Genomic DNA, 25,547 nt, shown 5'->3' on the forward strand with positions numbered 1-25,547 from the left:
TTTCCTGAAGTAGCAAAAGAAGCTTTAGAAACTATTCATAATAAAAACAAAAATTCAACGACTCCCGTTCTTGGGATTACAGGTACAGGAGGTTCTGGTAAATCGTCTTTAGTAGATGAATTAGTTAGACGTTTCCTTATCGATTTTCCTGAAAAGACAATAGGTCTAATTTCTGTAGATCCATCTAAGCGTAAAACAGGTGGTGCTTTATTAGGCGACCGTATTCGAATGAATGCCATTAATTCACCAAGGGTTTACATGCGTAGTTTGGCAACTCGTCAATCTAACTTAGCATTATCTAAATATGTTAATGAAGCTATTCAAGTTTTAAAGGCAGCAGAATACGATTTAATTATACTTGAAACTTCAGGTATTGGGCAGTCTGATACAGAGATTATGGAGCACAGCGATGTAGCTTTATATGTAATGACTCCAGAATTTGGTGCTGCTACCCAGCTTGAGAAAATTGACATGCTCGATTTTGCAGACTTGGTAGCTATCAATAAATTTGATAAACGCGGTTCTTTAGATGCTTTACGTGATGTAAAAAAGCAGTATATGCGCAATAATAATCTATGGCATATACATCAAGATGAATTACCTGTATATGGAACAATAGCATCTCAGTTTAATGATCCAGGGATGAATACGCTTTACAAAGCGATTATGGATAAATTGGTGGAAAAGGCAGATGCAGATTTAAAATCCACCTTTCATATTTCTGATGAAATGAGTGAAAAGATTTTTGTCATTCCTCCGTCACGTATACGTTATTTATCTGAAATTGCAGAAAGCAATCGTGCATATGATAAAAAAGCAAACGAACAAGTTGAGGTTGCTCAAAGACTTTACGGGATATATAAAACACTTCAATCTGTATTAGATACAATACCAGAATTAGATAAAGCCGGAATCGCTTTTGAGTCAATAACTTCTAATAACGATGAGAATAAAGATTTTATAAAATTACTTATTGGTGAATTCGATCGTGTAAAATTAAACTTAGACCCTTACAATTGGGAAGTGATTACAGGATGGGACGAAAAAGTCAATAAATACAAGAACCCAATCTATACATTTAAAGTAAGAGATAAAGAAATTAAAATTGAAACGCACACAGAATCACTTTCGCACTCTCAAATTCCTAAAATAGCCTTACCAAAGTATCAAGCTTGGGGAGATATTTTAAGATGGTGCTTACAAGAAAATGTACCAGGTGAATTTCCGTATACTTCAGGCTTATATCCTTTTAAAAGAACAGGTGAAGATCCAGCACGTATGTTTGCAGGTGAAGGTGGGCCAGAAAGAACTAACAAAAGATTTCATTACGTAAGTATGGGATTACCAGCAAAGCGTTTATCTACAGCTTTTGATAGTGTAACACTTTATGGAAATGATCCAGATTTACGCCCAGATATTTATGGTAAAATAGGAAACGCAGGTGTTTCTATTTGTTGTTTAGATGATGCAAAGAAACTCTATTCTGGTTTTGATTTAGCAAATGTAATGACATCGGTTAGTATGACTATTAACGGGCCAGCCCCAATGTTATTAGGCTTTTTTATGAATGCAGCTATTGACCAACAATGTGAGATCTATATTAATGAGAACGGCTTAGAAAAAGACATTGAAGTAAAAATAGTTAAGATTTACAAAGGTAAAGAACGTCCAATATATAACGGAGACTTACCAGAAGGTAATAATGGTTTAGGTTTAATGTTATTAGGCGTTACTGGAGATCAAGTATTACCTGCTGATGTGTATTTAGATATTAAAACAAAAACAATTGCTCAGGTTAGAGGAACTGTACAAGCCGATATTTTAAAGGAAGACCAAGCGCAAAATACCTGTATTTTTTCTACAGAATTTGCATTGCGTTTAATGGGTGATGTACAAGAGTATTTTATAGAAAATAATGTGCGTAATTTTTACTCGGTTTCTATTTCAGGGTATCATATTGCAGAGGCTGGTGCAAACCCAATAACGCAATTAGCACTTACACTATCAAACGGATTTACTTATGTGGAATACTACTTAAGTAGAGGTATGGATATTAATAAATTTGGTCCCAATTTGTCATTCTTCTTTTCAAATGGAATCGATCCAGAATATGCAGTTATAGGTCGTGTCGCTCGTAAGATATGGTCTAAAGCCTTAAAGCATAAATATGGTGCTAATCCGAGAGCTCAAATGTTGAAATATCATATCCAAACTTCTGGTCGTAGTTTACATGCACAAGAAATTGACTTTAATGATATACGTACAACGCTTCAAGCCTTGTATGCGATTTATGATAATTGTAACTCTTTACATACCAATGCATATGATGAGGCTATTACAACACCAACAGAAGAATCTGTAAGACGTGCCATGGCTATTCAATTGATTATAAATAAAGAATTAGGTTTAGCTAAAAACGAAAACCCAATACAAGGTTCTTTTATTATTGAAGAATTAACAGATTTGGTAGAAGAAGCTGTTTTACTAGAATTTGATAGAATTACAGAGCGTGGAGGAGTATTAGGTGCCATGGAAACGATGTACCAACGTTCTAAAATACAAGAAGAAAGTTTGTATTATGAGACATTGAAGCACAATGGGGAGTTTCCTATCATTGGTGTAAATACTTTTTTAAGCAGTAAAGGATCACCTACTGTAGTTCCTAAAGAAGTGATTAGAGCAACAGAGGAAGAAAAACAATATCAAATTAAAATTCTAGAGCGCCTTCATACTTCACATAGCACAGATGAGTTATTAAGAGAGTTACAAGAAAAAGCCATAAGTAATCAGAATATTTTTGAAGCTTTGATGGAAGTTTGTAAGGTCTGTTCTTTAGGACAGATTACATCTGCTCTTTTTGAGGTTGGTGGTCAATACCGACGTAATATGTAATATGTATGTTTGAAAAAGAATTTAAAGTGTTAACAAATTGGACTTCTAGTAATAAGCAAGATAGTTTGAATAAGTTTTCTAATTCTAAAACTCATAATATAACTATTAAAAATAAACCAGTACTAACAGTATCGGCAGCAAAAGAGTTTAAAGGAGACAAAACAAAATATAATCCTGAAGATTTATTTTTATCAGCCCTTTCTTCATGCCATATGATGTCTTACATGTATTTATGTGATATGAATAATATCACTTTAGTAAACTATACAGATGAGACATCGGGTAAATTGTTAGTTAAGGCTGATGGTAGTGGATCATTTATTTCTATAGTATTGTATCCTATAGTTACCATATTAGAGAAAAATAAAATAAATTTGGCAATACGTCTTCACAAAGAAGCAAATCGCCTTTGTTTTATAGCAAATTCTAGTAATGTGCCTATAACTCATAAACCGAAAATACTAATAGCTAAATAACAATATGTCTTTCAAAAAACTACATCCTTTATTAAAAGAATCATTAGAAAATGCGGGTTTTGAAACGTCAAATGCACTTCAGAAAAAAGTATTGCCAACTTTGAAGGGTGGATCTGATGCCTATATTATTGCACCAAAAGAAAGTGGTAAGACAATAGCTTTAATTATTGCAACAATTCATAAGCTAAAAGCGACCGCTTTTGAAGATTCGCCTCGTGCTATTATTATTGTAAAAGATAAGCAAGATGCCTTAGATTTAAAAACAGAATTTGAGAGGTTTACTAAGAATACAGATTTAAGAATTTATGCGCTTTACGACGAATATGATATTGAAAAACAAAAAACTGAAATTTATCCAGGTCAGGATATCGTAATTGCAACGCCAGCCAGATTGAGTAAACTCTATTTTTTAAATGGTATTCATTTAGGTCAAGTACAATTATTCGCTGTAGAAGATGCAGATTATTTAGGCAGAAATAACGCCTATAACCATATTTTAAGACTGTCTGAAAGTCTTAGCAAATGTCAATTTGTAATTATTACAGATAAAATGAATTCTAAAATTCAGAACTATCAGAATGCATTTATGCACAATGCGGATCTATTAATAGAGAAATAGATTGTTTTATTTACTACAAAGTCATCATCCAACTGTGTTGTAACTTTCTAAATTTACGTAACTCATAGCGCAGCATTGGGAGGTAGTCTTTACCATCACTATTAGAGTGCTCTAAGCGTTTACAGTTACTATATAGTCTTTGAGTTAATTGGTCTAAACTCTCTAAGTGTTTATGTTTTTTATCTGAATAACGTTCACGTTCTGCATTAATAATTTCTGGTGCGAGATTCGTTGATTGCTGAACGATATCGCCAGAAAAATAGATGTTTTTATCTTCAGAACCATCGGCATTTAAATAACATAAATCTTGATTGAGATACGTCGATATACTTCGAGATAGAATAATAATCTCCATAGCCTTTTTATATATAGGCAAGTCAGATAAATGAGATGGTAAATTATAATTCATTTTAGTAGCAATTAAAACGAAATTAAGAACTAAACACTACATCTAACTTTAATTATTAAAGTAGAATTGTATATTTGCTTTAATATATGTGTTAATTTTTGTAAAAAAGTATTAAATGAGTATTGATAGCTTAAATTGGAAGATTTTAAAGTGCCTTCAACTGAATGCACGCATATCTAATGCGGAGATAGGAAGACGTGTTGGTGTTAGTTCCCCTGCTGTAGGCGAGCGTATTAAAAAGATGGAAGATGCGGAAATAATACAAGGTTACACAACATTTGTATCTCCGTTTGAAGCAGGCTATCAGTTAAAAGCCTTAATTACATTGAGAGCCTTTATGGGAATGCTTAAGCCATTTTTAGAAAAGGTAAAAACTTACAATGAGGTAGTAAACTGCTATCGTATTACTGGTAACGAAAATATAGTAATGGAAGTCGTTTTAAAAAATCAAAAACACTTAGAAACATTTATAGATCAACTAATCAGTTATGGGGAAACTAAAACGCAGATTGTATTGTCTCATGTTGTTAAGCACAGTGAAATTAAGCAACTAAACACTAAAAATTAGTTTTTCACACCAGGCTGTGATAGCTTCCAATTTGTTTTAGATTTTTCTGCATCCACCATATCTTTTACTTCAGCAAGCAAACGTTTTGCATCGTAAATAATCCCATCTTTAATAGTGTATTTAACACCACCAACCCTTACAACTTCATTAGCGTCTGTGAGCTTAATAGCTCCTGTGCCATAAAGTACTTTTAAGTTTTTTAATGGATTTTCCTCAACGATAACAAAGTCGGCAAGTTTACCAATCTGAATACTGCCAATTTTATCATCCCAACCTAGAGCTTCTGCACCATTAAGTGTTGCTGCACGGATAACTTCTAAGGGATGAAAACCAGCTTCACGAAGCAATTCTAACTCTCGTATATATGCAAAACCATAGAGTTGATAGATAAACCCAGAATCAGATCCGGTTGTAACACGACCACCTCGGTTTTTATATTCATTAATAAAGGTCATCCATAACTGATAATTCTTTTTCCATTCAATTTCTTGTTCTGTTCCCCAATAGTGCCAATAGCTACCATGACTAACCTTACTTGGTTCATAGAATTTCCATAGTGATGGTAAAGTGTAATCTTCATGCCATTCTGCGCGTCTAGCGCGATGTAAGTCACGACTGGCTTCATAAATATTAAATGTTGGATCTAGTGTGAAATCTAGATCTAATAATTCATTCATTACAGCATTCCAATGTTCAGAAAAAGGTTTAGCTGCTTGCTGCCATAGTTTACCAGCTTCTTCAAATCGATGTTGTTCATTTTGGTAGTTATAATCTAAAGGATAATTTTGAACAGTTCTATCTTCAAACAGAGCTTCTGGTAAGCCATACCAATGTTCCATTGATGTTAAACCGGCTCTTGCAGAGTGGAGCACATTCCACCGTGCTACACTAAGCTGTGCATGATGGCATGCAGAACCAAGGCCCAATTTTTTATTTTCATCTAAAGCAGCAGCCATTATTTCTGGCTCAGCTCCAAAGAATTTTATACCATCTGCACCATGTTTAGCATTTGCTCTAACCCATTCGCGAGCAGCTTCTGGAGTGCTAATAGGAGCATCATTTAATGGATTAAACTCTTTAGTAGTTTGGCCAAAGCCAGTATAAGCAAAAACACGAGGAGCAACTATTTCGTTACGCTCACTTTTCTTTTTTAAATCGAGAGTCCAATCGATACTTCTTCCACTAGGCTCTCTTACGCTTGTTATGCCATGAGCCATCCATAGTTTAAATACATAGTCCCAATTTGCACCTTGTGCAACTCCACCAATATGACCATGCATATCTATAAAGCCTGGTAATAAGTACATGCCATTTGCGTCTAATTCCTTACCGCTAGATTTAAGTTTAGGACGATCATCTTCCTTAATTTTTACACCAGGATAACCAACTACTTGAATTTTAGTAATTATATTGTTTTCAACGACAATGTCAATTGGCCCTCTTGGAGGTGAACCGTCTCCGTTAATTAAAGTAACACCTCTAATAATAAGTTGATTAAAAGGGCCTTCACCTGATATTTCATTTTGAGAATAACCATTTGAAAGTGAAACTAAAGAAAGAATAAAAAAGAGATTTAGTAATCGAAATTTCATGAATTGTATTTTGGACCGTTAGTTCTTTAAAAATACGCATAAAATTTTATTCAATTATTAAATGCGGAACGTCTTGGAGTTTCCAGTCTATGACTAAACCACCAGCTAAAGATTTAGCAACCTCTTTTCCATATAAATAGTCACTTAAATATAAAGCAGCTTCAAAAGATTTAGCACCCCACCTGCTGAGGTAATGTACTTACCATCGTGCACAAAGAGAACGTCTTTGCGTATATCTAACGTTGGGAACATGTCTCGCATTTTATCAATATCACTTGGGAAAGTCGTAGAAACTACGTTATCTAATAGGCCAGCTTTTGCGAGTATAAAAGCTCCGTCACAGTGCGAGGTTATAAATTGTGCGTCTTTGTCTACTTTTTTGATAAAATCTAACATAATTTCATCTTCTAAATCTGTATCTAAATGATGTTCTGCACTTGGTATTACTAAAACATCAATTTTAGGCAGTGAATCAGTTACATAATTAAAATCTGGTAATAAGCGTAAGCCTTCAAATGTGGTAATCGCATCATCTGTATTTGCAACTGTAAACACATTCATAGCTTTTATACTATCTCTAAATATGGTATGTTGAAAAATGTCATAAGGTGCAGTAAGCTCTGTGTTATAAGTGCCATCCATAATTAGAAATGCCACATTATAACGATTAGGTTCTAAATTTGGAAACACTTTGTTGGTCTGAACTTGTTTTAGAATCTCACTAGATGTATCTTTTTTTTCTTGATTAGTGTTACAATTTATAACCAATGTGACGATAAAAAATAGTGGTACTTTTTTCATTTTATAACTTTTAAACTTAGATGCTTAAACTAGTTCAGTATAACAAAATTTACAGAATTAATTAATCCTCCAAGGCGGATTTTTTCTGTTTTTTCCAGCGTGGAAAATAATAATCTTATGACCATCAGGATCATTTAGATCTATATCTGTCCATAGCCAGGACTGTTCTTTAATTTCAGTATTAAAAGTAATGCCTTTTTGTTTGAGCTCTGAAACTGTTTTAGAAAGGTTATCAACTTCAAAATATAGCGTTATTTTATTTCCTTCAGGAAGTTTATCAATACTATGAATTGAAAATGTTGAATCTCCATCAGGACATTCAAATCTAACATACCTTGGTAAGGCATCAACAATTAAGTTTAAGCCTAACGTTTTATAAAACGCAGTCGATTTTGTAACGTCTAATGATGAGATTGTGACTTGATTTAAATTCATGATAATTCATTTTTTAATATGCGTTTTAGATAGAGTAGAAGTAGTACGCCTATAAATCCTAAGCCTACCATAATATACCATGTCTTATTATATCCAATACTATCTACGAGCCTTAATCCTAAATTGTGTCCAAAAATATGAGCTATAGAAAAAGCCATAACATACATAGATAAATACTCACCTTGTTTCCCTTTTTTTGCTCTATCCATGGCAAAAGCATTTGAAAATGGAAATGCAATCATTTCACCAACAGTCATAAATAACATTCCAATAAGTAAAACACCGATCCAAGATGTTAAGTTAAGTACATAAAAACTTATAGCTATTAAAATAAGACCAAAAAGCATGAGGCCGATTTTGGTGTATTTAGTATGCTCTAGCCATTTTATTAATGGCATTTCTAGGATAAAAATAAACAATCCGTTCAAGCCTAATAGCAATCCAATTTCAAACTCAGATAGAGAATGAACTTCTTTATAATATAGTGGCATTGTAGAGAAATACTGTAAAAAGATAATACCAAAAATGAACATTGTAACAAAGAATATCCAAAATGGTTTGTCTTTAAAAACCGATACTGGGTTGTCAACAATAATATTATCTACAGGTTTTGCTACTCGCGGATTCAGTACTTTAATAAGAAGTAATGTAGCAAGCATACATGTAATGCCATCTATCCAAAATAGACCTCCGTAACCTATTGTTGTGATAATTATTCCACCAATAGCAGGACCAGCAGAGAAGCCTAAGTTTATAGCAAGTCGGATTAGTGTCACCGAACGTGTTTTATTTTCGGGTTTACTATAAACGCTCATAGCAACATACATGGCTGGTCTAAAAGTGTCTGCAACTACCATAACTAAAAATATACCAATACAAACACTTGTAAATGTATTTAAGAATTGCAACGCTATAAATAGGAAACCAGTACTTAAAAGGCTTCTTACCATTACTTTATAGTATCCTATTTTATCAGTGAGTTTACCACCTATCCAAGTGCCAACGACAGAACCAAGACCAAAGGCGCTCATAATCCAACTTATGTCTTTGAATGTAAATTGTAAATCGTCTATTAGATAGAGTGATAAAAAAGGGATAACCATTGTGCCAGCTCTATTTACAAATGTAATTAGTGCTAGCCACCAAACTTCTTTTGAAAGCCCATCAAAGGTGCTTAAGTAGTTTTTGAATAAAGTTTTCATTTTGGTTGTTGTTATAAATGCAAAAAGTCCGACGTTAACGTCGGACTTTTAAATATTGTTTAATAGTATATGAGTATAGCTACAATAGATAATGCGTCCGAACAATTTCCGAAGAAATCACACAGGTTTGCTTTGTATATCTAATTATTTGTAACATTAATTTAATCTTATTTAGAGCTCAAAGCTACAATAAAAATTGTTATGTCGTATTTTTGATCTTTAAAATTCAGGAAAATGCGAATTATATTTATTTTATTAATCACCTTATCTTTTGCTAGTTGTGCTCAAAACAAGAAAAAGCTTTCTTTTGAAACTCCATTTCAAGAAAAAATGAATACTGAATTTAAAGATGCCTCAAAATCACCTTTAAAAAGTAAAGATTTAAAAACTTTTAAAAGCTTAGATTTTTTTCCGTTTGATTCGGCTTTTGTTGTGAAAGCAACGATAAAAAAAACACCAGATACAGAATGGTTTAACATGAAAACCACAACCGATCGTCTATCTAAAGAGCGTGTTTTTGGTATTTTAAGTTTTCAATTAAAAGGGAAATCATATCAACTCAATGTATACCAAGGAGAAGAATTAATGCAAACCGAAGGTTTTGAAAATTACTTATTTTTACCCTTTTTAGATAATACAAATGGTGCTACATCTTACGGTGGCGGACGTTATATTGATTTAAGAGTACCGATTAGAAATACTGTAGAAATTGACTTTAACTCAGCTTATAATCCTTATTGTGCTTATAACGAGAAGTTTTCTTGCCCAATAGTACCAAGAATTAATTATTTAGATTTAGAAGTTAATGTTGGTGTAAAAGCTTTTGTAAAATAGTTTACAAGTATCAAGCTTTAACCAAATACATTCCAAGAAATATAGCTAAAAATCCAACAACAAAGCTAGCAATTGTGTATATCGCAAAACTAGCAAAATCTCCCGATTTTAAAAACACATGATTTTCATAAGCAAAAGTAGAAAATGTGGTGAAGCCACCACAAAAGCCTGTGGCCAAAAGTAAGGTTTGACTTTGCGAAAGCGTCTCGTTTTTAGCAGCTAATCCAAGTATAATACCAATTAATAAACTACCTATAATGTTAGCCGCAAAAGTGCCATACGGAATTCCGTTTTCAGAATTATTTAGCCATTTTCCGATAATGAAACGGAGAACACTACCAAAGCCACCACCTACGAATACTAATATTAATTGTTTCATCTATTTTATTGCCACATAGATTTCTGTTAACCAATCTGCAGGATTAGGATGACGCATTGCATCATTAACATAGGTTTCTAACATTGCACCACCTTCAACGATTTCTAAATCATTATCAGCTATATATTTCATACCTAAATCCCAAGCCTCTTTCATATTCTTGTGATCACCTTTTAAAACTATTTTTACGGCTCTAAAAGATTCTAGTTTTCCTGTTAAAATATCAGATTCGTCAGAGATAATTTTAGAGTTTGTTGGTATGCAGGTTGAGAATATTGCTGCGTCATTTTCTTCATCCCATTTAAGGTATAAAATAAAAGGAGGTCCTGCTATTGTAATATTCTGTGTTAAGGCATAAGCTCCAACCTCAGGTAACATTTGATTCTTGTTTTTTTCAAATTCATTTAATTTACATGATGCCGTTTTATAAAGATAATAACCACCACTGTGTTGTGTTTTACCTTTTACATTAATAGAATATACTTTCATTTTAGCTTGTACAACACTATCTAATTTAACAAGATCATTTTCAAAGTGTGGTCCTATTTGTTGTTCCATGCCTCCCATTAAAGCAGATAAGATTTTAAATTTAAAAGGTAAATTTTTGCTAGAGATTGTACAGGTTACAGCAGTAGTACCATCGTTATTTGGTTTTAAATCCCAAGTGACATCAGATTCAGGCATATCACTAAACTGCATTTTCTGAGTTATTGATTCGTTTAGTTTTGTATTAATAGTTGTTATTGTACCAATGCCATCATCATTTTCCCATGCGAAAGAACCACCAATACCTTTTGTTTTTTCTGATAATGAAATAACTGTTTCTAGTTCTGCTTCAACCAAATATGACCAAGACTCCCAATTTTTAAAATCTATAATATTATCATAGACAACAGATTGTGGAGCATTAATAGTTTTTGTTCTTGTAACTTCAAAGGAATTTGGTTGTACAGCAATATATATTGAAAATCCAATAATTACTATAAGGAGTAATAACACTATATATTTAATAGACTTCATTAGTATTTAGTTTATTTCTATCTCAAAGATAGTAATTTTATGGTATGTGATATATACATTACATTTGTCTGTAATAATAAACAACTAACACTATGAAGTTAAAATTAATATTAAAAATTTGTCTCTTTGCCATTTTTATTGTGGCTTGTAATAATGACTCAAAAGTAGAAGTAGAAGATACTGTTGAAGCTGAGTTTAGCTTTAATGTAGAACAATTTGCAGATATTAAAATTCTGCGTTATCAAATCCCAGGTTGGGAAGATTTAACTTTAAAAGAACAAAAATTAGTTTATTATTTAACAGAAGCTGGTTTGGCAGGTAGAGATATTATGTGGGATCAGAATTACCGACATAATCTTAAGATTAGAACAGCCTTAGAAAATGTCTATAATAACACTGAAGGTGATGCTAGACTTAAGGATGATTTTAAAGCATTTGAAACGTATTTAAAGCGTGTGTGGTTTAGTAATGGAATTCATCATCATTATTCTAATGACAAGTTGAAACCAGGATTTACTAAAGATTATTTGAATGAATTATTGCTAGCTACAAATACCAAACTAGATGGTGTAGCTTTTGATGTAATTTTTAATGATAAAGATTCTAAAAAAGTAAATCAAGCAAAAGGTGTCGACAACGTATTATTGTCTGCGGTTAATTTTTATGGGCCAGATGTTAAGAGTGATGATGTTATAAATTTTTACAAGAATAAAAAATCACCAGATGTAGAGCGTCCATTATCTTATGGTCTAAACTCTCAGTTAGTAAAAGAAGATGGTGTTTTAAAAGAACGCGTTTATAAATCTGGTGGACTTTATGGTTCTGCAATAGATGAGATTGTAAAATGGTTAGAAAAAGCAGAAGGTGTTGCAGAGAATAAGGCACAAGGTGACGCTATAGTATTATTAATACAATATTACAAAACTGGTGATTTACAAACTTGGGACGATTACAATGTCGCTTGGACAGCTGCAACAGCAGGTAATATAGATTACATAAATAGTTTTATCGAAGTATATAATGATCCATTAGGTTATAGAGGGTCGTATGAAACAATCGTACAAATCAACGACTTTGATATGTCTAAAAAAATGGCAGTATTGTCTGAAAACGCACAATGGTTCGAAGATAACTCACCATTAATGGACGAGCATAAAAAGAAGAATGTTGTTGGTGTAACATATAAAGTGGTGAACGTTGCAGGTGAAGCTGGTGATGCGTCTCCAAGTACTCCAATAGGTGTGAATTTGCCAAATGCTAACTGGATTAGAGCAGAGGTAGGAAGTAAGTCTGTATCTCTAGGAAACATTACTTACGCTTATGCCAATGCAGGAAGTACAGGGCGTTTAAAAGAGTTTGTACATGATGAGGAAGAACTAAAACTTGAAGAAGAATATGGCGGATTAGCAGACAAGTTACATACTGCTTTACACGAAGTTGTTGGCCATGCTTCTGGGCAATTAAATAAAGGTGTTGGTGAAACAAAAGAAACGTTAAAGAATTATGCATCTACTTTAGAAGAAGGTCGTGCTGATTTGGTTGGACTTTATTATTTATACAATCCAAAATTACAAGAATTAGGATTAGTTGAAGACTGGAAAAAAATAGGAGTGGCTGCTTTCGATGGTTATATTAGAAATGGGTTAATGACGCAATTAATTCGTTTGAATATCGGTGACGATGTTGAAGAAGCGCACATGCGAAACAGGCAATGGGTTTCGGCTTGGGCTTACGAAAAAGGATTAGCAGATAATGTTATTGAAAAAGTAACTAGAGACGGAAAAACGTATTTCAATATTAATGATTACGATAAATTACATGATATATTCGGACAATTACTAAGAGAAACACAGCGTATAAAGTCTGAAGGTGATTATGCTGCAGTCGAAGCTTTGGTTGAAGGTTATGGAGTCAAAGTAGACCAAGCAATTCATGCTGAGGTTTTAGAACGTAATAAGCAATTTACAGCTGCGCCTTATAGTGGTTTTGTAAATCCTGTATTAGTACCAGAACTAAATGATGCTGGTGGAATTATAGCGATTAAAGTGACACAGCCTAGAGGGTATTCTCAGCAAATGTTATATTACAGTGAAAAATATAACCATTTACCAGATGTGAATTAGAGTTGATTTAATTCTATAAATAATAAAAGCGGTCATATAATTTATGGCTGCTTTTTATTTGTGCTAAACCTTAATAAAAGGCCATTAATTAGTACTAAAATTAAAATTGTTAAGAAAATTATCATTCCATTTTACTTATAAAACAAGCAATTAATAGAAAATCCTATTCTACTAACTGTTAAATAAATATTTTTTACATAAAAACAAACTTAACAGCAGCAATCATACCAATAAAACCAATAAAGGCTAAAAGCACCCAGATGGTACCTTTATAGTATTTTTTATGAAGAGGAAGATCCTTACGATACTGAAAACCAACTATGATAGCAAAAGCTATAAAAAATAAAATTCCAAAAATCAATTGACCGTTACTAAACATCTCCTTATTTTTATGCAAAAATAAGAATTAGTGCACTAATAAACTAAATAGATATGCAAGATAAAATCAATGCTGTAAAAGCATTTCATACCGCTTTTAAAATAGGACATAGAGAAACACCAAAAGCCGATTTAGGATTAGATAAAAATCTATTGCGCTACGAGCTCATGCGCGAAGAAAATGAAGAATACCTAGAAGCTGCTAAGGAAAATGATCTTGTCGAGGTTGCAGATGCTTTAGGTGATATGCTTTATATACTTTGTGGCACAATTATAGAACACGGCATGCAACATAAGATAGAAGAAGTCTTTGAAGAAATACAGCGCAGTAATATGAGTAAGTTAGGTGAAGATGGTGAACCAATTTACAGAGAAGATGGTAAAGTACTAAAAGGACCAAACTACTTTAAGCCTAATATTAAAGAGATTTTAGAATCATAAACTAAAAAAGCAGCCATTAGAGGCTGCTTTTATATATAACTAAATGTGTAATTATATTACTTCGTGTCTCCAACCGTGAGCATCTTCAGCCAAGTTGTGTTGAATATGCATTAAAGTATCTTTAAAAAGTTTTGCAAAGGAATCTTCAACAGGTGAAATTTCAAAAACATCACCACCATGTTCAAAAGCAGAAACCGGACTTATAACAGCAGCAGTACCTGTACCAAAAATTTCTTTTAAACTTCCGTCTTTAGCGGCTTCTTTAATTTCTTCTACACTTACACGACGCACTTCATAATCCATATTCATGTCCTTTGCAAGCTGAAGAACACTCTTACGAGTTACACCATCTAAAATTCTGTCGTTATTTGGTGCTGTGATTAATTTATTGCCAACTCTAAAGAATATATTCATTGTACCAGCTTCTTCTAGGTACTGATGTGTAGAAGCATCAGTCCATATAATCTGCTGAAATCCTTTTTTCTGAGCCAGACTCGTTGGGTAAAACTGAGCTGCGTAATTCCCAGCTGCTTTTGCAAAACCAACTCCACCATCTGCAGAACGACTAAATTTTTCAGCAAATAAAACACGTACAGGCTCATTATAATAAGCTTTAGCAGGTGAACATATAATCATAAAACGATAAGTGTCTGCAGGCGATGCAGAAATCGCAGGTTCTGTAGCAATAACAAAAGGACGTATATAAAGTGAGTTTCCTAAACCTGGTTTAATCCAATCACTATCTAATTTCAATAGCGTTTCTAAACCATTTAAAAAGTAATCTTTTGGAAATTCGGGAATCGCCAAACGTGCTGAGGATTTATTAATTCGTGCAGAGTTTTGGTCTGGTCTAAACAGAAAAATTTTACCATCATCATCCTTGTAGGCTTTCATACCTTCAAAAACAGCCTGTCCGTAGTGAAACACTCTAGCAGACGGATCAATAGTCATAGCTTGATATGGAGTTATCTTAGGTGTCTGCCATTTACCATCTTCAAAATCGCAAACAAACATGTGATCGCTAAATACACGGCCAAAAGTAAGGTTGCTAAAATCAACACTTTTAATTTTAGAAGTTTCTGCTTTTACTATATCGATTTCGTTAGGGTTCATTTCTGTCATTAAATGGGTGAGTTTATGTTTTGCAAAAATACATAATGATAACCGTTAAAAAAAGGTAATATTATCATAAAATATGTAAATTTGTTTTACGAAAAAATTAATTTAAAGTAAATAAATATGAAGAAGTTGGTTTTATTATTAGTTTTTAGTTTGGCTATGTTTTCTTGTAAAAATGAAAAGCAAACCACAGAAAATGAAGACATTGTAGTAGAAGGAGAACAAAGTAAAGAGATGGCTTATGCCTCTTTTGGTATGGATATTACAGATGCAGATGCTTTAACATCTGATCGTATGATGGATCATTATAAAACATTGAAAGTCGGCGATACTATTAATTCTAAAATGTCAGCAAAAATTGTTGAAGTTTGTTCTAAAAAGGGTTGTTGGATGACTTTAGATATGGATGGTCAAAATGAAGTGATGGTAAAGTTTAAAGATTACGGTTTCTTTATGCCATTAAACGCAGAAGGAGATGTTGTAGTGAACGGAAAAGCGTTTGTTACGGAAACGTCTGTAGATGAATTAAGACACTATGCAGAAGATGCAGGTAAATCTGAAGAAGAAATCGCTGCAATAACAGTTCCTAAATTTGAATACCGTTTTGAAGCTGATGGAGTTTTACTTAAGCAATAGATTTATAGCTATATCTGTTATTGTTGGTTTGTTTTTTTTGAGTTGTAAAGACGAAAAAAAAGAAACAGATGTGCCTGTAGTTAAAAAAGTAGAATATCAGATGTATCAACCCTCTGAAATGGCAGGATTTATGAATGCCATGTATGCCTATAATATGCAGTTAAAACAACAGATTGTTGCAGGCGAAGCACCTGTTTCTATGTCTTTAGATTTAATGACATTGCATTCTGCTGAAATGACAAAAGGTAAAGGTAGAACTGTAGCTTGGAATAGTTTTGTAAATGTTTTTATAGAATCACAAGAGGCGATCACAGACACACGCTCTAATTTTGAGCTAAAAGAGCGTTACAATGCGGCAATTAATAATTGTTTGAGTTGCCATAAAACAGAATGCGTAGGGCCAATTCCTAAAATTAAAAAATTACTGATTCTATAAGTATTGATACGAAAAATAATCACCACATCAGATGGTTCTAAAACCATACAGATAGAAGATTGGAATGAGCAATATCATTCTATTCATGGTGCCATACAAGAAGCAAACCACGTATTTTTAAAACATGGTTTGCTTTTTTATTCTGAAACTTTTTGTGATTCTGAACATGCTTCAGAATCTAGTGCTATTTCAATATTAGAAATAGGTTTTGGTACAGGACTCAATGCATTTCTAACTTTAATTGAAGCCGAAAAATTAAAATTGAATATTAATTATGTTGGAGTAGAAGCTTATCCTGTTCAGAATGAGGAAATAGAACAACTCAATTATGTTGAGCTTATTTCAAAAACACATGATGCTATTTTTGAAAAACTACATGAAACATCTTGGGAAGAATATCATCAAATCACTTCTAGTTTTCAGTTAGAAAAACAGCAAAAACTCTTCAAGGATATAAATGCTAAAAACCAATTTAATATCATATATTTTGATGCTTTTGGAGCACGCGTGCAACCTGATTTATGGACAGAAGACATCTTTGAAATCATGTTTAATGTGCTTAAAAATAATGGTGTTTTAGTAACCTATTCCGCAAAAGGAAGCGTAAGGCGAGCAATGCAAGCGGTTGGTTTTACAGTAGAGCGATTGCCTGGTCCTCCTGGAAAACGTGAAATGCTTAGGGCAACGAAGTATTCAACGAACAAATAGTGAGTTAAATGTTACGAGCGCTAAAAAAGGCTTAAATAGTTGCTTATTGTCACTTCGAGTGAAATTCCGTTTTCAGAATTTTGTATAGAGAAGCTTCCGAAGTAATAAGGGTTTTCTATACATTTCTTACATACTCGAAACACTCGAGCCGATAGTAGGGTATTGACGAGTACTTTAAACGTTAAATCCAAACTAAATTCAATCCTTTCGGTTTTTACCTTTTGTACCTTTACAAAAAGAATAAAGATGACCGTTTTAATAACAGGAGCAACAGGATTAATTGGGCAGGAGATTGTAAAACAATGTCATGCAGAAGGAATTAATGTTCATTATTTAACGACTTCAAAATCTAAACTTAGTACAACGGCTAATTATAAAGGTTTTTATTGGAATCCTAACAACAACGAAATAGATCACAGTTGTTTTGAAGGGGTTTCTGCAATTATTAATATGGTTGGTGCTTCTATTTCTAAACGTTGGACAGATGCTTATAAACTAGAAGTTCTTGAAAGTAGAACCAAAACCGCTCAGCTTTTACAAAACACTATCGAAGCATATAATTATAAAATAGAACACGTTGTTTCGGCTAGTGCTATAGGTATTTATCCAACGAGTTTAACTAACTATTACGACGAAACCAATATACAAACTTCAGATAGTTTTTTAGGTGAAGTTGTGGAGCAATGGGAAACAGCTATAGACGGTTTTGAAACCTTAGGAATTAAGGTTGCAAAAATTAGAATTGGTTTAGTTTTGGCCAAAGATGGTGGTGCTTTACCAGAAATTATAAAACCTATGAAATTTGGTGCAGGTGCAGCATTTGGAAGTGGGCAACAATGGCAAAGTTGGATTCATGTCAAGGATTTAGCAGCACTTTTTATACACGCTTTACAAAATAATTTTGAAGGTATTTACAACGCAGTAGCACCAAATCCAGTGAGTAACCAAGAGTTAACTAAGGTTGCAGCTAGTGTTTTGAGCAAGCCATTAGTTTTACCTAACATTCCTAAATTTCCCATGAAACTCGTTTTAGGTGAAATGCACATGCTATTATTTGAAAGTCAACGTGTCAGCTCCCATAAAATAGAAGCTGAAGGTTTTAATTTTAAGTTTGCAAATTTAAGACCTGCTTTAGAGGATTTGTTGTTGTAGCCTTTTAAATGTTTAGAGTTTTATAAGAGCGTAATCCTCTTTAATTCACCTTTAAATTAGTTCATTGTTTAGTCTGTAATTACAACTCCGCCAATCATTTCGTTTTCGGTTGGTTTCTCAAACCAAGTTTCCATAAAATCAAAGTTTTCTTTAGTAACTTCAAACTCAAATGTAGTTCCTTTTTCTTCATTTCTTTTTAGCACTCTATCTAGCCTCTTTGCTTTAGAAATGTCTAAAAAATGAGTTCTTAATTCATAGCCGTTAGCCTTTGCGAATTTTCTAAATTTCTCACGATGCTCAAATTTAGAAAGCCCTAAATCTAAGATGGTATCTGTTTTTGAGTTTTCTAACTGTGTCACTAAACCTACGATAATGTGTTCTGCTCTTTCAATTCTTTCTAGAAACCAATCTAAGCTGTCATCTGGTTTTTTATCTGGTATGAATAACGTGTTATTCCAAGTGTCTATTGAGAAGATTATACCATTAATTCTTCTTTTTAACTCGTTGGAGTAAGTGGTTTTTCCTGAACCTGTGTTGCCTACTATTAGGTGAATCATTTTGTGTTAGCTTAGTTGTTTAATAAAAAATTATTACTTTTTTTAGTAATACTATCAGTGTATTTTTTTTTCAAATGTTGCCTAACTTAGTTTAAGTATTAGACAGTAATTAATTTTATTTATTACTATAGGTGGTTTTCTTATTCCATAATACATATCCAAAAAGTCCAACACCAATGATTAGTGTTTTTTTATTTCCAATAATCAAGTCTCCAAGTAATGCACCAATAATTTGAGAAAACAGTATAGAACCTGCGAACCAACCATAAACAATCAATGCTCTAGTGCTATCCATTTTGAGGATTTCTCCAGTCATATATAGAAGTATTAATGTGCGAAGCCCATAATAAGCTGCTCTTTCTAACATCCTTGACAAACTGTAGTAAAAAGTATCTATATTGTGTTTTTGTATTCTATTCATTCACTTTGTTGAGTTCATAAAACATTTCTAATATGTTTTTTTTAATTCCATTTAGTGAGAATTCCGTTTAGATATAAACTATAAGTTTTATTCATAAATCTAATCATCTTTTAGAATTTGCATAAAGCTTTTTCCATGTTGGTTTTTCAGCATCAATATCCATTTCCATATTTTCACAAAAATCTTGAATATCTTCTGTGTTCGCAATCATACTTTTCAAAAAAGCGGAAAGACTGATGTTTTTTCATTCAGATTTATTTGTATCAATTTTTTTTTTTAAACTATTCAAGGAATTTTGCAAACTCAAATCTTGACATATTAAATAGATTTTTTCTACATGCTATACAACTCTCTACGTACAATATCTATTACTCTCATCCCAAGATATCTTGAGAATAAAACATTTCTTAGAATTCATAAAGCTAATAAATAATGAGAAGAATTTTATACGTAAAGTCAAGTATTTTAGAAGATAAAAAGCAAAAAACTACCTTAAATACACATTAGTAACCAAGCGCTCTACTGTTGGGTGATCATTGCCACCAGCAGCTTCTATTGTGATGTTTAGAGATTCTGTATGGTCTATATACGCCATGGTCATTAGGGTTTTGTCTTTAGAGATTATGCCCATATTAATCATTTCTCCTTCTACATCTGCCCACATTTGGTAGTCGTGGTCTGCATCTAATTCTGGTAAGCGTTCTGTGTTTATGACTACAGATTTTGCTTTGTGATTAATATAACTGATCACTTTAGCATTTGGCATTAAATCATTGCCACTTAAAATGTATTGTTCGGTGTCAGCGTTTACAATACCTTTGAAAAATGTATTGTTACGTTCTAATTCTGTGTTTAATGTTTCTATAGTGGTATTTAACTCTGTGTTATTAACTTCTACGGTTTGTAATTGTTGCTGTACATCATTGAGTTGTGAGTACATCCAAAAACTACCAACTAACAATAGCGCTGTAACACTTGCTGCAATACCTAAATAGAATTTAGTATTCGTATCTTTTTGTAATGCAACAATTAGAGTGTCTTTAGATTTTGGTGGTTTTATAGCGTCTAAAAGTTGTGACTTTACAAATTCTGGTGGAGCAATCGTGTTTTCTAAACCGATACGCTCAAAATCTTCTTCGAGTAAGTTAAAATGCGCTTTTAATTCGGTATCAGATAGAAGTAATTGCTCAATTTGTTCGCATTCTTTTGCATTGAGTTCTCCGAGCATGTATTGCTCTAATAATCCGTCTTCTAATAGCGTCTTCTTATCCATCATCATAGCGCGTTTAGTATAAGTAACATGAAACTTAAAGTCTCTACATATGTTTCTCTAAGCTTTTTTAGGGCTTGTCTTATGTAAGATTTAAACGTACCCAAAGGTACATTCATTGCTTTATGTGCTTCTCTATGTGTTAGACCTTTAAAGTAAACGAGCTCTATGGCTTCTTTGTGATGTGCCTCTAATGTAGAAACAGCACCATTGAGTTCTAAATACTCTGGGTCTATACTAATAGCCTCTTCTTTTTTATTATATACACTAAAATCATCGGTTTGGATGAGTGGATTATTTTTTCTGAGCACATTTAGCGTTTTATTTTTCGCAATGCGATACACCCAAGTATAAAAACGGCCTTTGTTAATGTCGTAGCTTTCTGCCTTTTCCCAAACGGTCATAAATGTTTGCTGAAGTAAATCTTGGGCTTTGCCTTCATCTCTTATCATTTTTAAAATAACACTATAAATGGCGCCAGAATATTTGTCATATAATGCTGATAGCGCTCGCTCATCCTTGATTCTTAAAAGTTCAATAAGTTTGCTGTCGTTTTGCATTAATGTTAAAGATTTCCCAAAAGTAAAGTGATGCTCATCCATATCTAACATCACTGTGTAAATATAAATGAAAGCACTTAAAAAATAAGATAAGTGCATTAAATAATTTAATCGATAATTAAAAAAATCATGAAAAAATTAGTATTTATTTTAACAGCGTTTGTAGCATTAACATTTACACAAACAGCTACGGCTCAAAAAACAATTGTAGATGTTGCTGTAGGTAACGAAGATTTCTCAACATTAGTAGTTGCTTTAAAAGCTGCAGATTTAGTTAATGCTTTACAAGGAGATGGTCCTTTTACAGTTTTTGCACCAACAAACAGTGCCTTTGCAAAAATTGATAAAGATGCTTTAGCAAATCTATTAAAGCCAGAAAATAAGGCAGCATTAGCAAACGTATTAACATATCATGTTATTCCTGGTAAATTAATGGCAAGCGACGTTGTTGCAGCATTAAAGAAAGGAAACGGAAAAGTAGAACTAAAAGCTTTAAATGGAACTGTATTAACAGTGATGTCTAAAGACGGTAAAATTTGGCTAAAAGACCAAGCAGGAAATTATAGTGAAATTACAGCTACAGATGTTGCAGGAAGCAATGGTGTAATTCACGTTATCGATACTGTAGTAATGCCTAAATAAGTTTTAGTGTTTGTTTGACACATTACTACAAGTAGCTATTAATTAGATGTTGATTGTTGATGATAGTAAATTAATAGCGAGGCAATTTTAGAAATAGAATTGCTATGAAAAGAAAAGCACTTACAGAAATGTAAGTGCTTTTTTAATTTTTAACTGAAGTTTAATTACCCTTTGTTAGCTACTAGAGTTACTTTTAATTCAATATCATCGTTGATAAATTTATCACCTAAATTATCAAAAAACGATTTAGAACCATGTTTTACATTCCATTTAGAACGGTCAATAGTAAAGGTATCGCTTGTTAGCATCATCAGATCATCTTTCATTTCTGTGCTTACAGGAAAGCTGATATTATTTGTAGCATCTTTCATTGTCAAGTTACCAGAAAGCATTGTTATACCATCTACAGTTTCAATACTAGTAACTTCAAATTTTGAAATAGGGTACGTTTCAACATCAAAAAAGTCAGCACCTTTTAAATGACCTGCTAATTTAGCATTTCCTTCTTTTTCAACTGGTATGTCTATTACAGTAATACTATTCATGTCAAACGTAAATTTTCCACTTTCGATAGCGTTATCTTTTACTTGTATATTACCTCTAGAAATGGCAATAGCTCCGTTATGAGAACCTGTTGGTTTAAAACCAGTCCACTCAATCATAGACGTGTCTGTATTAACATTGTAATTTATAGCTGCGTCCTCTGCAACTGCAGCTGCTTCTGCTTCTTTTGTTTCAGCTTCTTTGGCTTTGTCAGCACAACTTGTCGTTGCAATTAGTGTTATAACTGCGAAAATTTTTAAAAATGATGTTTTCATGTAAGTGTTATTTTAGTTTTGTTTTAATTCGCAAAGTTAAGAATAAGATAAGCTTAACATATATAAAAAAATGTTAATGACATTTTGACATTTTTATAATAATGGCAGTACTTTTGCCATCTGTAAATCAAAGATTTAAATTTTAGTTTAAAAAGACAGCTCAAAATGAGTAAAAAAGATAAAAAAAACGAGGTTGAAGAACCACAAATAGAAGATACAGCAACAGCAACTGCTGAACCCTTAGATACAAGGTCTGTAGAAGAGCAATTACAAGACCAATTACTCGCAGAAAAAGACAAATTCATGCGTTTGTTTGCTGAATTTGAAAATTATAAAAAGCGAACAAGTAAAGAACGTATAGAATTATTTAAAACAGCTAGCCAAGATTTAATGATTTCTATGTTGCCCGTTTTAGATGATTTTGAGCGCGCTCTATTGCATATAGAAGACGATAAAGAGGCTGAAGAATTGCGCAAAGGAGTCTTATTAATTTACAATAAATTGGTAAATACTTTAGAACAAAAAGGCTTGTCTAAAATTGAAGTAAGACAAGGAGATACTTTTAACGCAGATAATCATGAAGCAGTAACTCAAATTCCTGCGGCAAGTGACGATTTAAAAGGAAAGATTATTGATATTGTTGAGCCTGGATATAAATTAGGAGAAAAAGTGATTCGTTTTCCTAAAGTAGTTATTGGACAATAATATAAAAGTATAGTTTTTCGCTATTGCGGAAATGAATTAAAAGATACCCACTTTTGTGGGCAGTAAACATGAAAGAAGATTACTACGAGATATTAGGTATTACTAAAGGTGCTACTGATGCAGAAATAAAAAAAGCGTATCGTAAGATGGCTTTAAAATATCATCCGGATAAAAATCCTGATAATACAGAAGCAGAAGAGAAATTTAAAAAAGCAGCTGAAGCTTACGAAGTTTTAAGTAATGCAGACAAAAAAGCACGTTACGACCAATTTGGTCACCAAGCCTTTGATGGCGGAGGTGGCTTTGGTGGTGGTGGAGGTGGTATGAATATGGATGACATATTCAGTCAGTTCGGCGATATTTTTGGTGGTGGTGGAGGCGGTTTTAGCGGCTTCGGTGGAGGCGGAAGACAGCGTGTTGTAAAAGGGAGTAACTTAAGAATTAGAGTTACACTTTCTTTAGAAGATATTGCTAATGGTGTTGAGAAGAAAATAAAGGTAAAGCGCAAGAAACAAGCGTCTGGCACAACCTACAAAACTTGCAGTACTTGTAACGGTGCTGGTCAAGTCACTAGGGTGACCAATACTATTTTGGGTCGTATGCAAACGGCTTCGGCTTGTCCAACATGTGGTGGAGCTGGTCAAACAATTGACAAGAAACCTGCTGATGCAGATGCACAAGGTCTAAGAGTTGAGGAAGAAACTGTTACAGTAAAAATCCCTGCAGGAGTAGAGGATGGTATGCAACTTAAAGTTACAGGAAAAGGTAACGATGCACCAGGAAATGGTATTGCAGGAGATTTATTAGTTGCCATACAAGAAGAGGTACATTCAACTTTAAAACGCGAAGGCGATAATTTACATTATGATATGTATGTGAGCCTTCCAGATGCAATTTTAGGAACGTCTAAAGAGATTGATACGGTTGGTGGTAAAGTTAGAATTAAGATAGAGGCAGGTGTACAATCTGGTAAAATATTAAGACTTAGAGGTAAAGGTATTCCTAGTATTAATGGCTACGGTAAAGGTGATTTATTAGTGCATGTAAACGTTTGGACACCAAAGACTTTAAGTAAAAAACAGAAAGAATTTTTTGAAAGTGTTAAGGAAGATGAGCATTTTGAGCCTAAACCAGAAAGTTCGGATAAATCTTTTTTTGAAAAAGTAAAAGATATGTTTTCATAAAAGGTTCTAATTCAGAAAAAATATTATCTTTGATTTATCGCTAATGCTAATTAGCGGTAATTTTTCTTTTTCATAGCAATTTTTTTCCCATCCTTATCTAACCATAAGGGTGGGTTTTGTATTTTAAAGCAAATCATATTCATTTCTCATAAAAAAAAGCATAACTATTAGTGTTAAATGTTCTTCAATTCTTTAACATTTAATATATTTACGTACTAACCCTACTATAAAATCACGCTATATATGAATGACTTATTAGTCGCTAATTCTGTGTCTAAAAACTATGGAGACTTTAAAGCATTAAATCATGTCTCTATTTCCGTTCCAAAAGGAAGTATTTTTGGATTATTAGGTCCAAATGGAGCAGGTAAAACAACCTTAATCCGTATCATTAATCAAATTACAATGCCAGATGAAGGTTCTGTACTATTAGATGGTCAGCCATTAAAGGCAGAACATGTTAGAGATATTGGTTATTTACCTGAAGAACGTGGTTTATATAAGTCTATGAAGGTTGGTGAGCAGTGTTTGTATTTAGCACAGTTAAAAGGCTTAAGTAAATCTGAAGCAAAAACAAGATTAAAATATTGGTTTGATAAATTAGAGATAGGTGATTGGTGGAACAAAAAAATCCAAGAACTAAGTAAAGGTCAAGCTCAAAAAATACAGTTTGTTGTTACGGTTTTACACCAACCAAAATTATTGATTTTTGATGAACCTTTTTCTGGTTTCGATCCTATTAACGCGAATTTAATTAAGGATGAAATTTTGCAATTAAGAGATGAAGGTGCTACAGTTATATTTTCTACACATCGTATGGAGTCTGTTGAAGAATTGTGCGATCATATTGCTTTAATTCATAAATCGAATAAAGTTTTAGACGGAAAATTAACTGACATTAAACGTGAGTTTAAAACAAATACTTTTGAAGTTGGGTTACAATCATCAAATAGAGATCTAGTCTTAGATAAGATAAAAAGTAAGTTTGAGGTGCTTCCTGCTACATTCAAAAATTTAAATGATGATATTAAGTTTAATATTAAATTGAACACAGATAGTTCTCCAAATGATTTGTTATCATTTTTAACTGCTAAAGCAGAAGTGCATCACTTTGTTGAAGTGATCCCTTCAGCAAGCGATATTTTTATTCAAACTGTAAAAAATAATTAA

Annotated in this window: 29 protein-coding genes and 1 pseudogene; 15 read left to right on the forward strand and 15 right to left on the reverse strand. The window is 32.8% G+C overall.

The genetic code is table 11. The annotated features are described in order from the left end of the window. The 3 genes from B2U95_RS02450 to B2U95_RS02460 all read left to right on the forward strand — a co-directional run. Positions 1-2,892 (forward strand): methylmalonyl-CoA mutase family protein (locus tag B2U95_RS02450; RefSeq protein ID WP_296312324.1); only part of this gene is annotated, 2,892 nt, incomplete at its 5' end. Between the two features lie 5 nt (positions 2,893-2,897). Then, positions 2,898-3,368, forward strand: coding sequence for an OsmC family protein (locus B2U95_RS02455; RefSeq protein WP_296312329.1), 471 nt, complete (start codon positions 2,898-2,900; stop codon positions 3,366-3,368). A 4-nt stretch (positions 3,369-3,372) separates the two neighbouring features. Next, complete coding sequence (locus tag B2U95_RS02460; protein WP_296312331.1) at positions 3,373-3,987, forward strand: DEAD/DEAH box helicase; 615 nt, start codon at positions 3,373-3,375, stop codon at positions 3,985-3,987. A gap of 13 nt (positions 3,988-4,000) precedes the next feature. Here B2U95_RS02460 and B2U95_RS02465 read toward each other — a convergent pair whose 3' ends face one another. Further along, complete coding sequence (locus B2U95_RS02465; protein ID WP_296312334.1) at positions 4,001-4,396, reverse strand: hypothetical protein; 396 nt, start codon at positions 4,394-4,396, stop codon at positions 4,001-4,003. Between the two features lie 115 nt (positions 4,397-4,511). On the opposite strand from B2U95_RS02465, the gene B2U95_RS02470 reads away from it, so the two are divergent. Then, positions 4,512-4,964 carry an Lrp/AsnC family transcriptional regulator gene (locus tag B2U95_RS02470; protein WP_296312336.1) on the forward strand — a complete coding sequence of 151 codons (453 nt, stop codon included), beginning with the start codon at positions 4,512-4,514 and terminating at the stop codon, positions 4,962-4,964. Here the strand turns inward: B2U95_RS02470 and B2U95_RS02475 are convergent. The 4 genes and pseudogenes from B2U95_RS02475 to B2U95_RS02490 all read right to left on the reverse strand — a co-directional run bounded on the left by B2U95_RS02475 (position 4,961) and on the right by B2U95_RS02490 (position 8,994). Beyond that, positions 4,961-6,556, reverse strand: coding sequence for an amidohydrolase family protein (locus B2U95_RS02475; protein WP_296312338.1), 1,596 nt, complete (start codon positions 6,554-6,556; stop codon positions 4,961-4,963). The genes B2U95_RS02470 and B2U95_RS02475 overlap by 4 nt on opposite strands. Before the next feature lie 46 nt (positions 6,557-6,602). Further along, positions 6,603-7,357: pseudogene (locus B2U95_RS02480) on the reverse strand (DJ-1/PfpI family protein). A 57-nt stretch (positions 7,358-7,414) separates the two neighbouring features. Continuing rightward, on the reverse strand, positions 7,415-7,792 hold the full coding sequence (locus B2U95_RS02485) for a VOC family protein (protein ID WP_296312340.1): 378 nt from the start codon (positions 7,790-7,792) through the stop codon (positions 7,415-7,417). Continuing rightward, positions 7,789-8,994, reverse strand: a complete 1,206-nt coding sequence (locus tag B2U95_RS02490) for an MFS transporter (RefSeq protein WP_296312343.1) — start codon at positions 8,992-8,994, stop codon at positions 7,789-7,791. Before B2U95_RS02490 ends, B2U95_RS02485 begins: the two co-directional genes overlap by 4 nt. 234 nt (positions 8,995-9,228) lie before the next feature. Between B2U95_RS02490 and B2U95_RS02495 the strand changes: the two genes are divergently transcribed. Continuing rightward, the gene (locus tag B2U95_RS02495) at positions 9,229-9,828 is read left to right on the forward strand and encodes a DUF1684 domain-containing protein (protein WP_296312346.1); all 600 of its coding nucleotides are present in this window, start codon (positions 9,229-9,231) and stop codon (positions 9,826-9,828) included. A 10-nt stretch (positions 9,829-9,838) separates the two neighbouring features. On the opposite strand, the gene crcB is transcribed toward B2U95_RS02495, so the two are convergent. Next, positions 9,839-10,207: a fluoride efflux transporter CrcB gene (gene crcB / locus B2U95_RS02500; protein WP_296312348.1), complete on the reverse strand. Its 369-nt coding sequence runs from the start codon at positions 10,205-10,207 to the stop codon at positions 9,839-9,841. After that, entirely contained in the window at positions 10,208-11,227 is a 1,020-nt protein-coding gene (locus B2U95_RS02505; protein WP_296312351.1) for an SRPBCC family protein, read from the reverse strand. Between the two features lie 92 nt (positions 11,228-11,319). Here B2U95_RS02505 and B2U95_RS02510 point away from each other — a divergent pair, with 92 nt between their 5' ends. Then, complete coding sequence (locus B2U95_RS02510) at positions 11,320-13,350, forward strand: dipeptidyl-peptidase 3 family protein (RefSeq protein ID WP_296312354.1); 2,031 nt, start codon at positions 11,320-11,322, stop codon at positions 13,348-13,350. 193 nt (positions 13,351-13,543) lie between these two features. Here the strand turns inward: B2U95_RS02510 and B2U95_RS02515 are convergent, their stop codons facing one another. Next, a complete protein-coding gene (locus B2U95_RS02515; protein ID WP_414727656.1) occupies positions 13,544-13,747 on the reverse strand; it encodes a hypothetical protein in 204 nt (67 codons plus the stop codon). 35 nt (positions 13,748-13,782) lie between these two features. Here B2U95_RS02515 and B2U95_RS02520 point away from each other — a divergent pair, with 35 nt between their 5' ends. Continuing rightward, complete coding sequence (locus B2U95_RS02520; protein WP_296312357.1) at positions 13,783-14,169, forward strand: nucleoside triphosphate pyrophosphohydrolase family protein; 387 nt, start codon at positions 13,783-13,785, stop codon at positions 14,167-14,169. 51 nt (positions 14,170-14,220) lie between these two features. Here B2U95_RS02520 and B2U95_RS02525 read toward each other — a convergent pair whose 3' ends face one another. Further along, positions 14,221-15,291 (reverse strand): branched-chain amino acid aminotransferase, encoded by a 1,071-nt coding sequence (locus B2U95_RS02525; protein WP_296312360.1) that lies wholly within the window; start codon positions 15,289-15,291, stop codon positions 14,221-14,223. Between the two features lie 117 nt (positions 15,292-15,408). On the opposite strand from B2U95_RS02525, the gene B2U95_RS02530 reads away from it, so the two are divergent. From B2U95_RS02530 to B2U95_RS02545, 4 genes are all read left to right on the forward strand, one after another. After that, complete coding sequence (locus B2U95_RS02530; protein WP_296312363.1) at positions 15,409-15,924, forward strand: DUF4920 domain-containing protein; 516 nt, start codon at positions 15,409-15,411, stop codon at positions 15,922-15,924. Next, a complete protein-coding gene (locus B2U95_RS02535; RefSeq protein ID WP_296312369.1) occupies positions 15,902-16,360 on the forward strand; it encodes a hypothetical protein in 459 nt (152 codons plus the stop codon). The genes B2U95_RS02530 and B2U95_RS02535 overlap by 23 nt, the downstream gene beginning before the upstream one ends. Positions 16,361-16,363: 3 nt before the next feature. Continuing rightward, positions 16,364-17,068 carry a tRNA (5-methylaminomethyl-2-thiouridine)(34)-methyltransferase MnmD gene (mnmD, locus tag B2U95_RS02540; RefSeq protein ID WP_296312371.1) on the forward strand — a complete coding sequence of 235 codons (705 nt, stop codon included), beginning with the start codon at positions 16,364-16,366 and terminating at the stop codon, positions 17,066-17,068. A 246-nt stretch (positions 17,069-17,314) separates the two neighbouring features. Then, positions 17,315-18,220, forward strand: coding sequence for a TIGR01777 family oxidoreductase (locus tag B2U95_RS02545; protein WP_296312374.1), 906 nt, complete (start codon positions 17,315-17,317; stop codon positions 18,218-18,220). Between the two features lie 68 nt (positions 18,221-18,288). Here the strand turns inward: B2U95_RS02545 and B2U95_RS02550 are convergent, their stop codons facing one another. The 5 genes from B2U95_RS02550 to B2U95_RS02565 form a co-directional block, all read right to left on the reverse strand. After that, the gene (locus B2U95_RS02550) at positions 18,289-18,777 is read right to left on the reverse strand and encodes an AAA family ATPase (protein WP_296312378.1); all 489 of its coding nucleotides are present in this window, start codon (positions 18,775-18,777) and stop codon (positions 18,289-18,291) included. Between the two features lie 115 nt (positions 18,778-18,892). Continuing rightward, positions 18,893-19,198, reverse strand: a complete 306-nt coding sequence (locus tag B2U95_RS02555; RefSeq protein WP_296312382.1) for a hypothetical protein — start codon at positions 19,196-19,198, stop codon at positions 18,893-18,895. Between the two features lie 103 nt (positions 19,199-19,301). Continuing rightward, the gene (locus B2U95_RS16335) at positions 19,302-19,436 is read right to left on the reverse strand and encodes a DUF7660 family protein (RefSeq protein ID WP_422664630.1); all 135 of its coding nucleotides are present in this window, start codon (positions 19,434-19,436) and stop codon (positions 19,302-19,304) included. Between the two features lie 249 nt (positions 19,437-19,685). Further along, positions 19,686-20,474 (reverse strand): anti-sigma factor, encoded by a 789-nt coding sequence (locus B2U95_RS02560; RefSeq protein ID WP_296312387.1) that lies wholly within the window; start codon positions 20,472-20,474, stop codon positions 19,686-19,688. Further along, positions 20,474-21,127: an RNA polymerase sigma factor gene (locus B2U95_RS02565; RefSeq protein WP_296312392.1), complete on the reverse strand. Its 654-nt coding sequence runs from the start codon at positions 21,125-21,127 to the stop codon at positions 20,474-20,476. The genes B2U95_RS02560 and B2U95_RS02565 overlap by 1 nt, the downstream gene beginning before the upstream one ends. A 30-nt stretch (positions 21,128-21,157) precedes the next feature. Here B2U95_RS02565 and B2U95_RS02570 point away from each other — a divergent pair, with 30 nt between their 5' ends. After that, positions 21,158-21,670, forward strand: coding sequence for a fasciclin domain-containing protein (locus tag B2U95_RS02570; RefSeq protein WP_296312395.1), 513 nt, complete (start codon positions 21,158-21,160; stop codon positions 21,668-21,670). A gap of 164 nt (positions 21,671-21,834) precedes the next feature. Here B2U95_RS02570 and B2U95_RS02575 read toward each other — a convergent pair whose 3' ends face one another. Then, entirely contained in the window at positions 21,835-22,488 is a 654-nt protein-coding gene (locus B2U95_RS02575) for a YceI family protein (protein WP_296312398.1), read from the reverse strand. Between the two features lie 165 nt (positions 22,489-22,653). On the opposite strand from B2U95_RS02575, the gene B2U95_RS02580 reads away from it, so the two are divergent. The 3 genes from B2U95_RS02580 to B2U95_RS02590 all read left to right on the forward strand — a co-directional run bounded on the left by B2U95_RS02580 (position 22,654) and on the right by B2U95_RS02590 (position 25,547). After that, positions 22,654-23,193 (forward strand): nucleotide exchange factor GrpE, encoded by a 540-nt coding sequence (locus B2U95_RS02580; protein ID WP_296312401.1) that lies wholly within the window; start codon positions 22,654-22,656, stop codon positions 23,191-23,193. Positions 23,194-23,261: 68 nt separating this feature from the next. After that, a complete protein-coding gene (gene dnaJ / locus B2U95_RS02585) occupies positions 23,262-24,377 on the forward strand; it encodes a molecular chaperone DnaJ (protein WP_296312404.1) in 1,116 nt (371 codons plus the stop codon). A gap of 243 nt (positions 24,378-24,620) precedes the next feature. Beyond that, on the forward strand, positions 24,621-25,547 hold the full coding sequence (locus B2U95_RS02590) for an ABC transporter ATP-binding protein (RefSeq protein ID WP_296312406.1): 927 nt from the start codon (positions 24,621-24,623) through the stop codon (positions 25,545-25,547).

The sequence above is a fragment of the Winogradskyella sp. UBA3174 genome (genome assembly GCF_002364335.1).
GTDB lineage: Bacteria > Bacteroidota > Bacteroidia > Flavobacteriales > Flavobacteriaceae > Winogradskyella.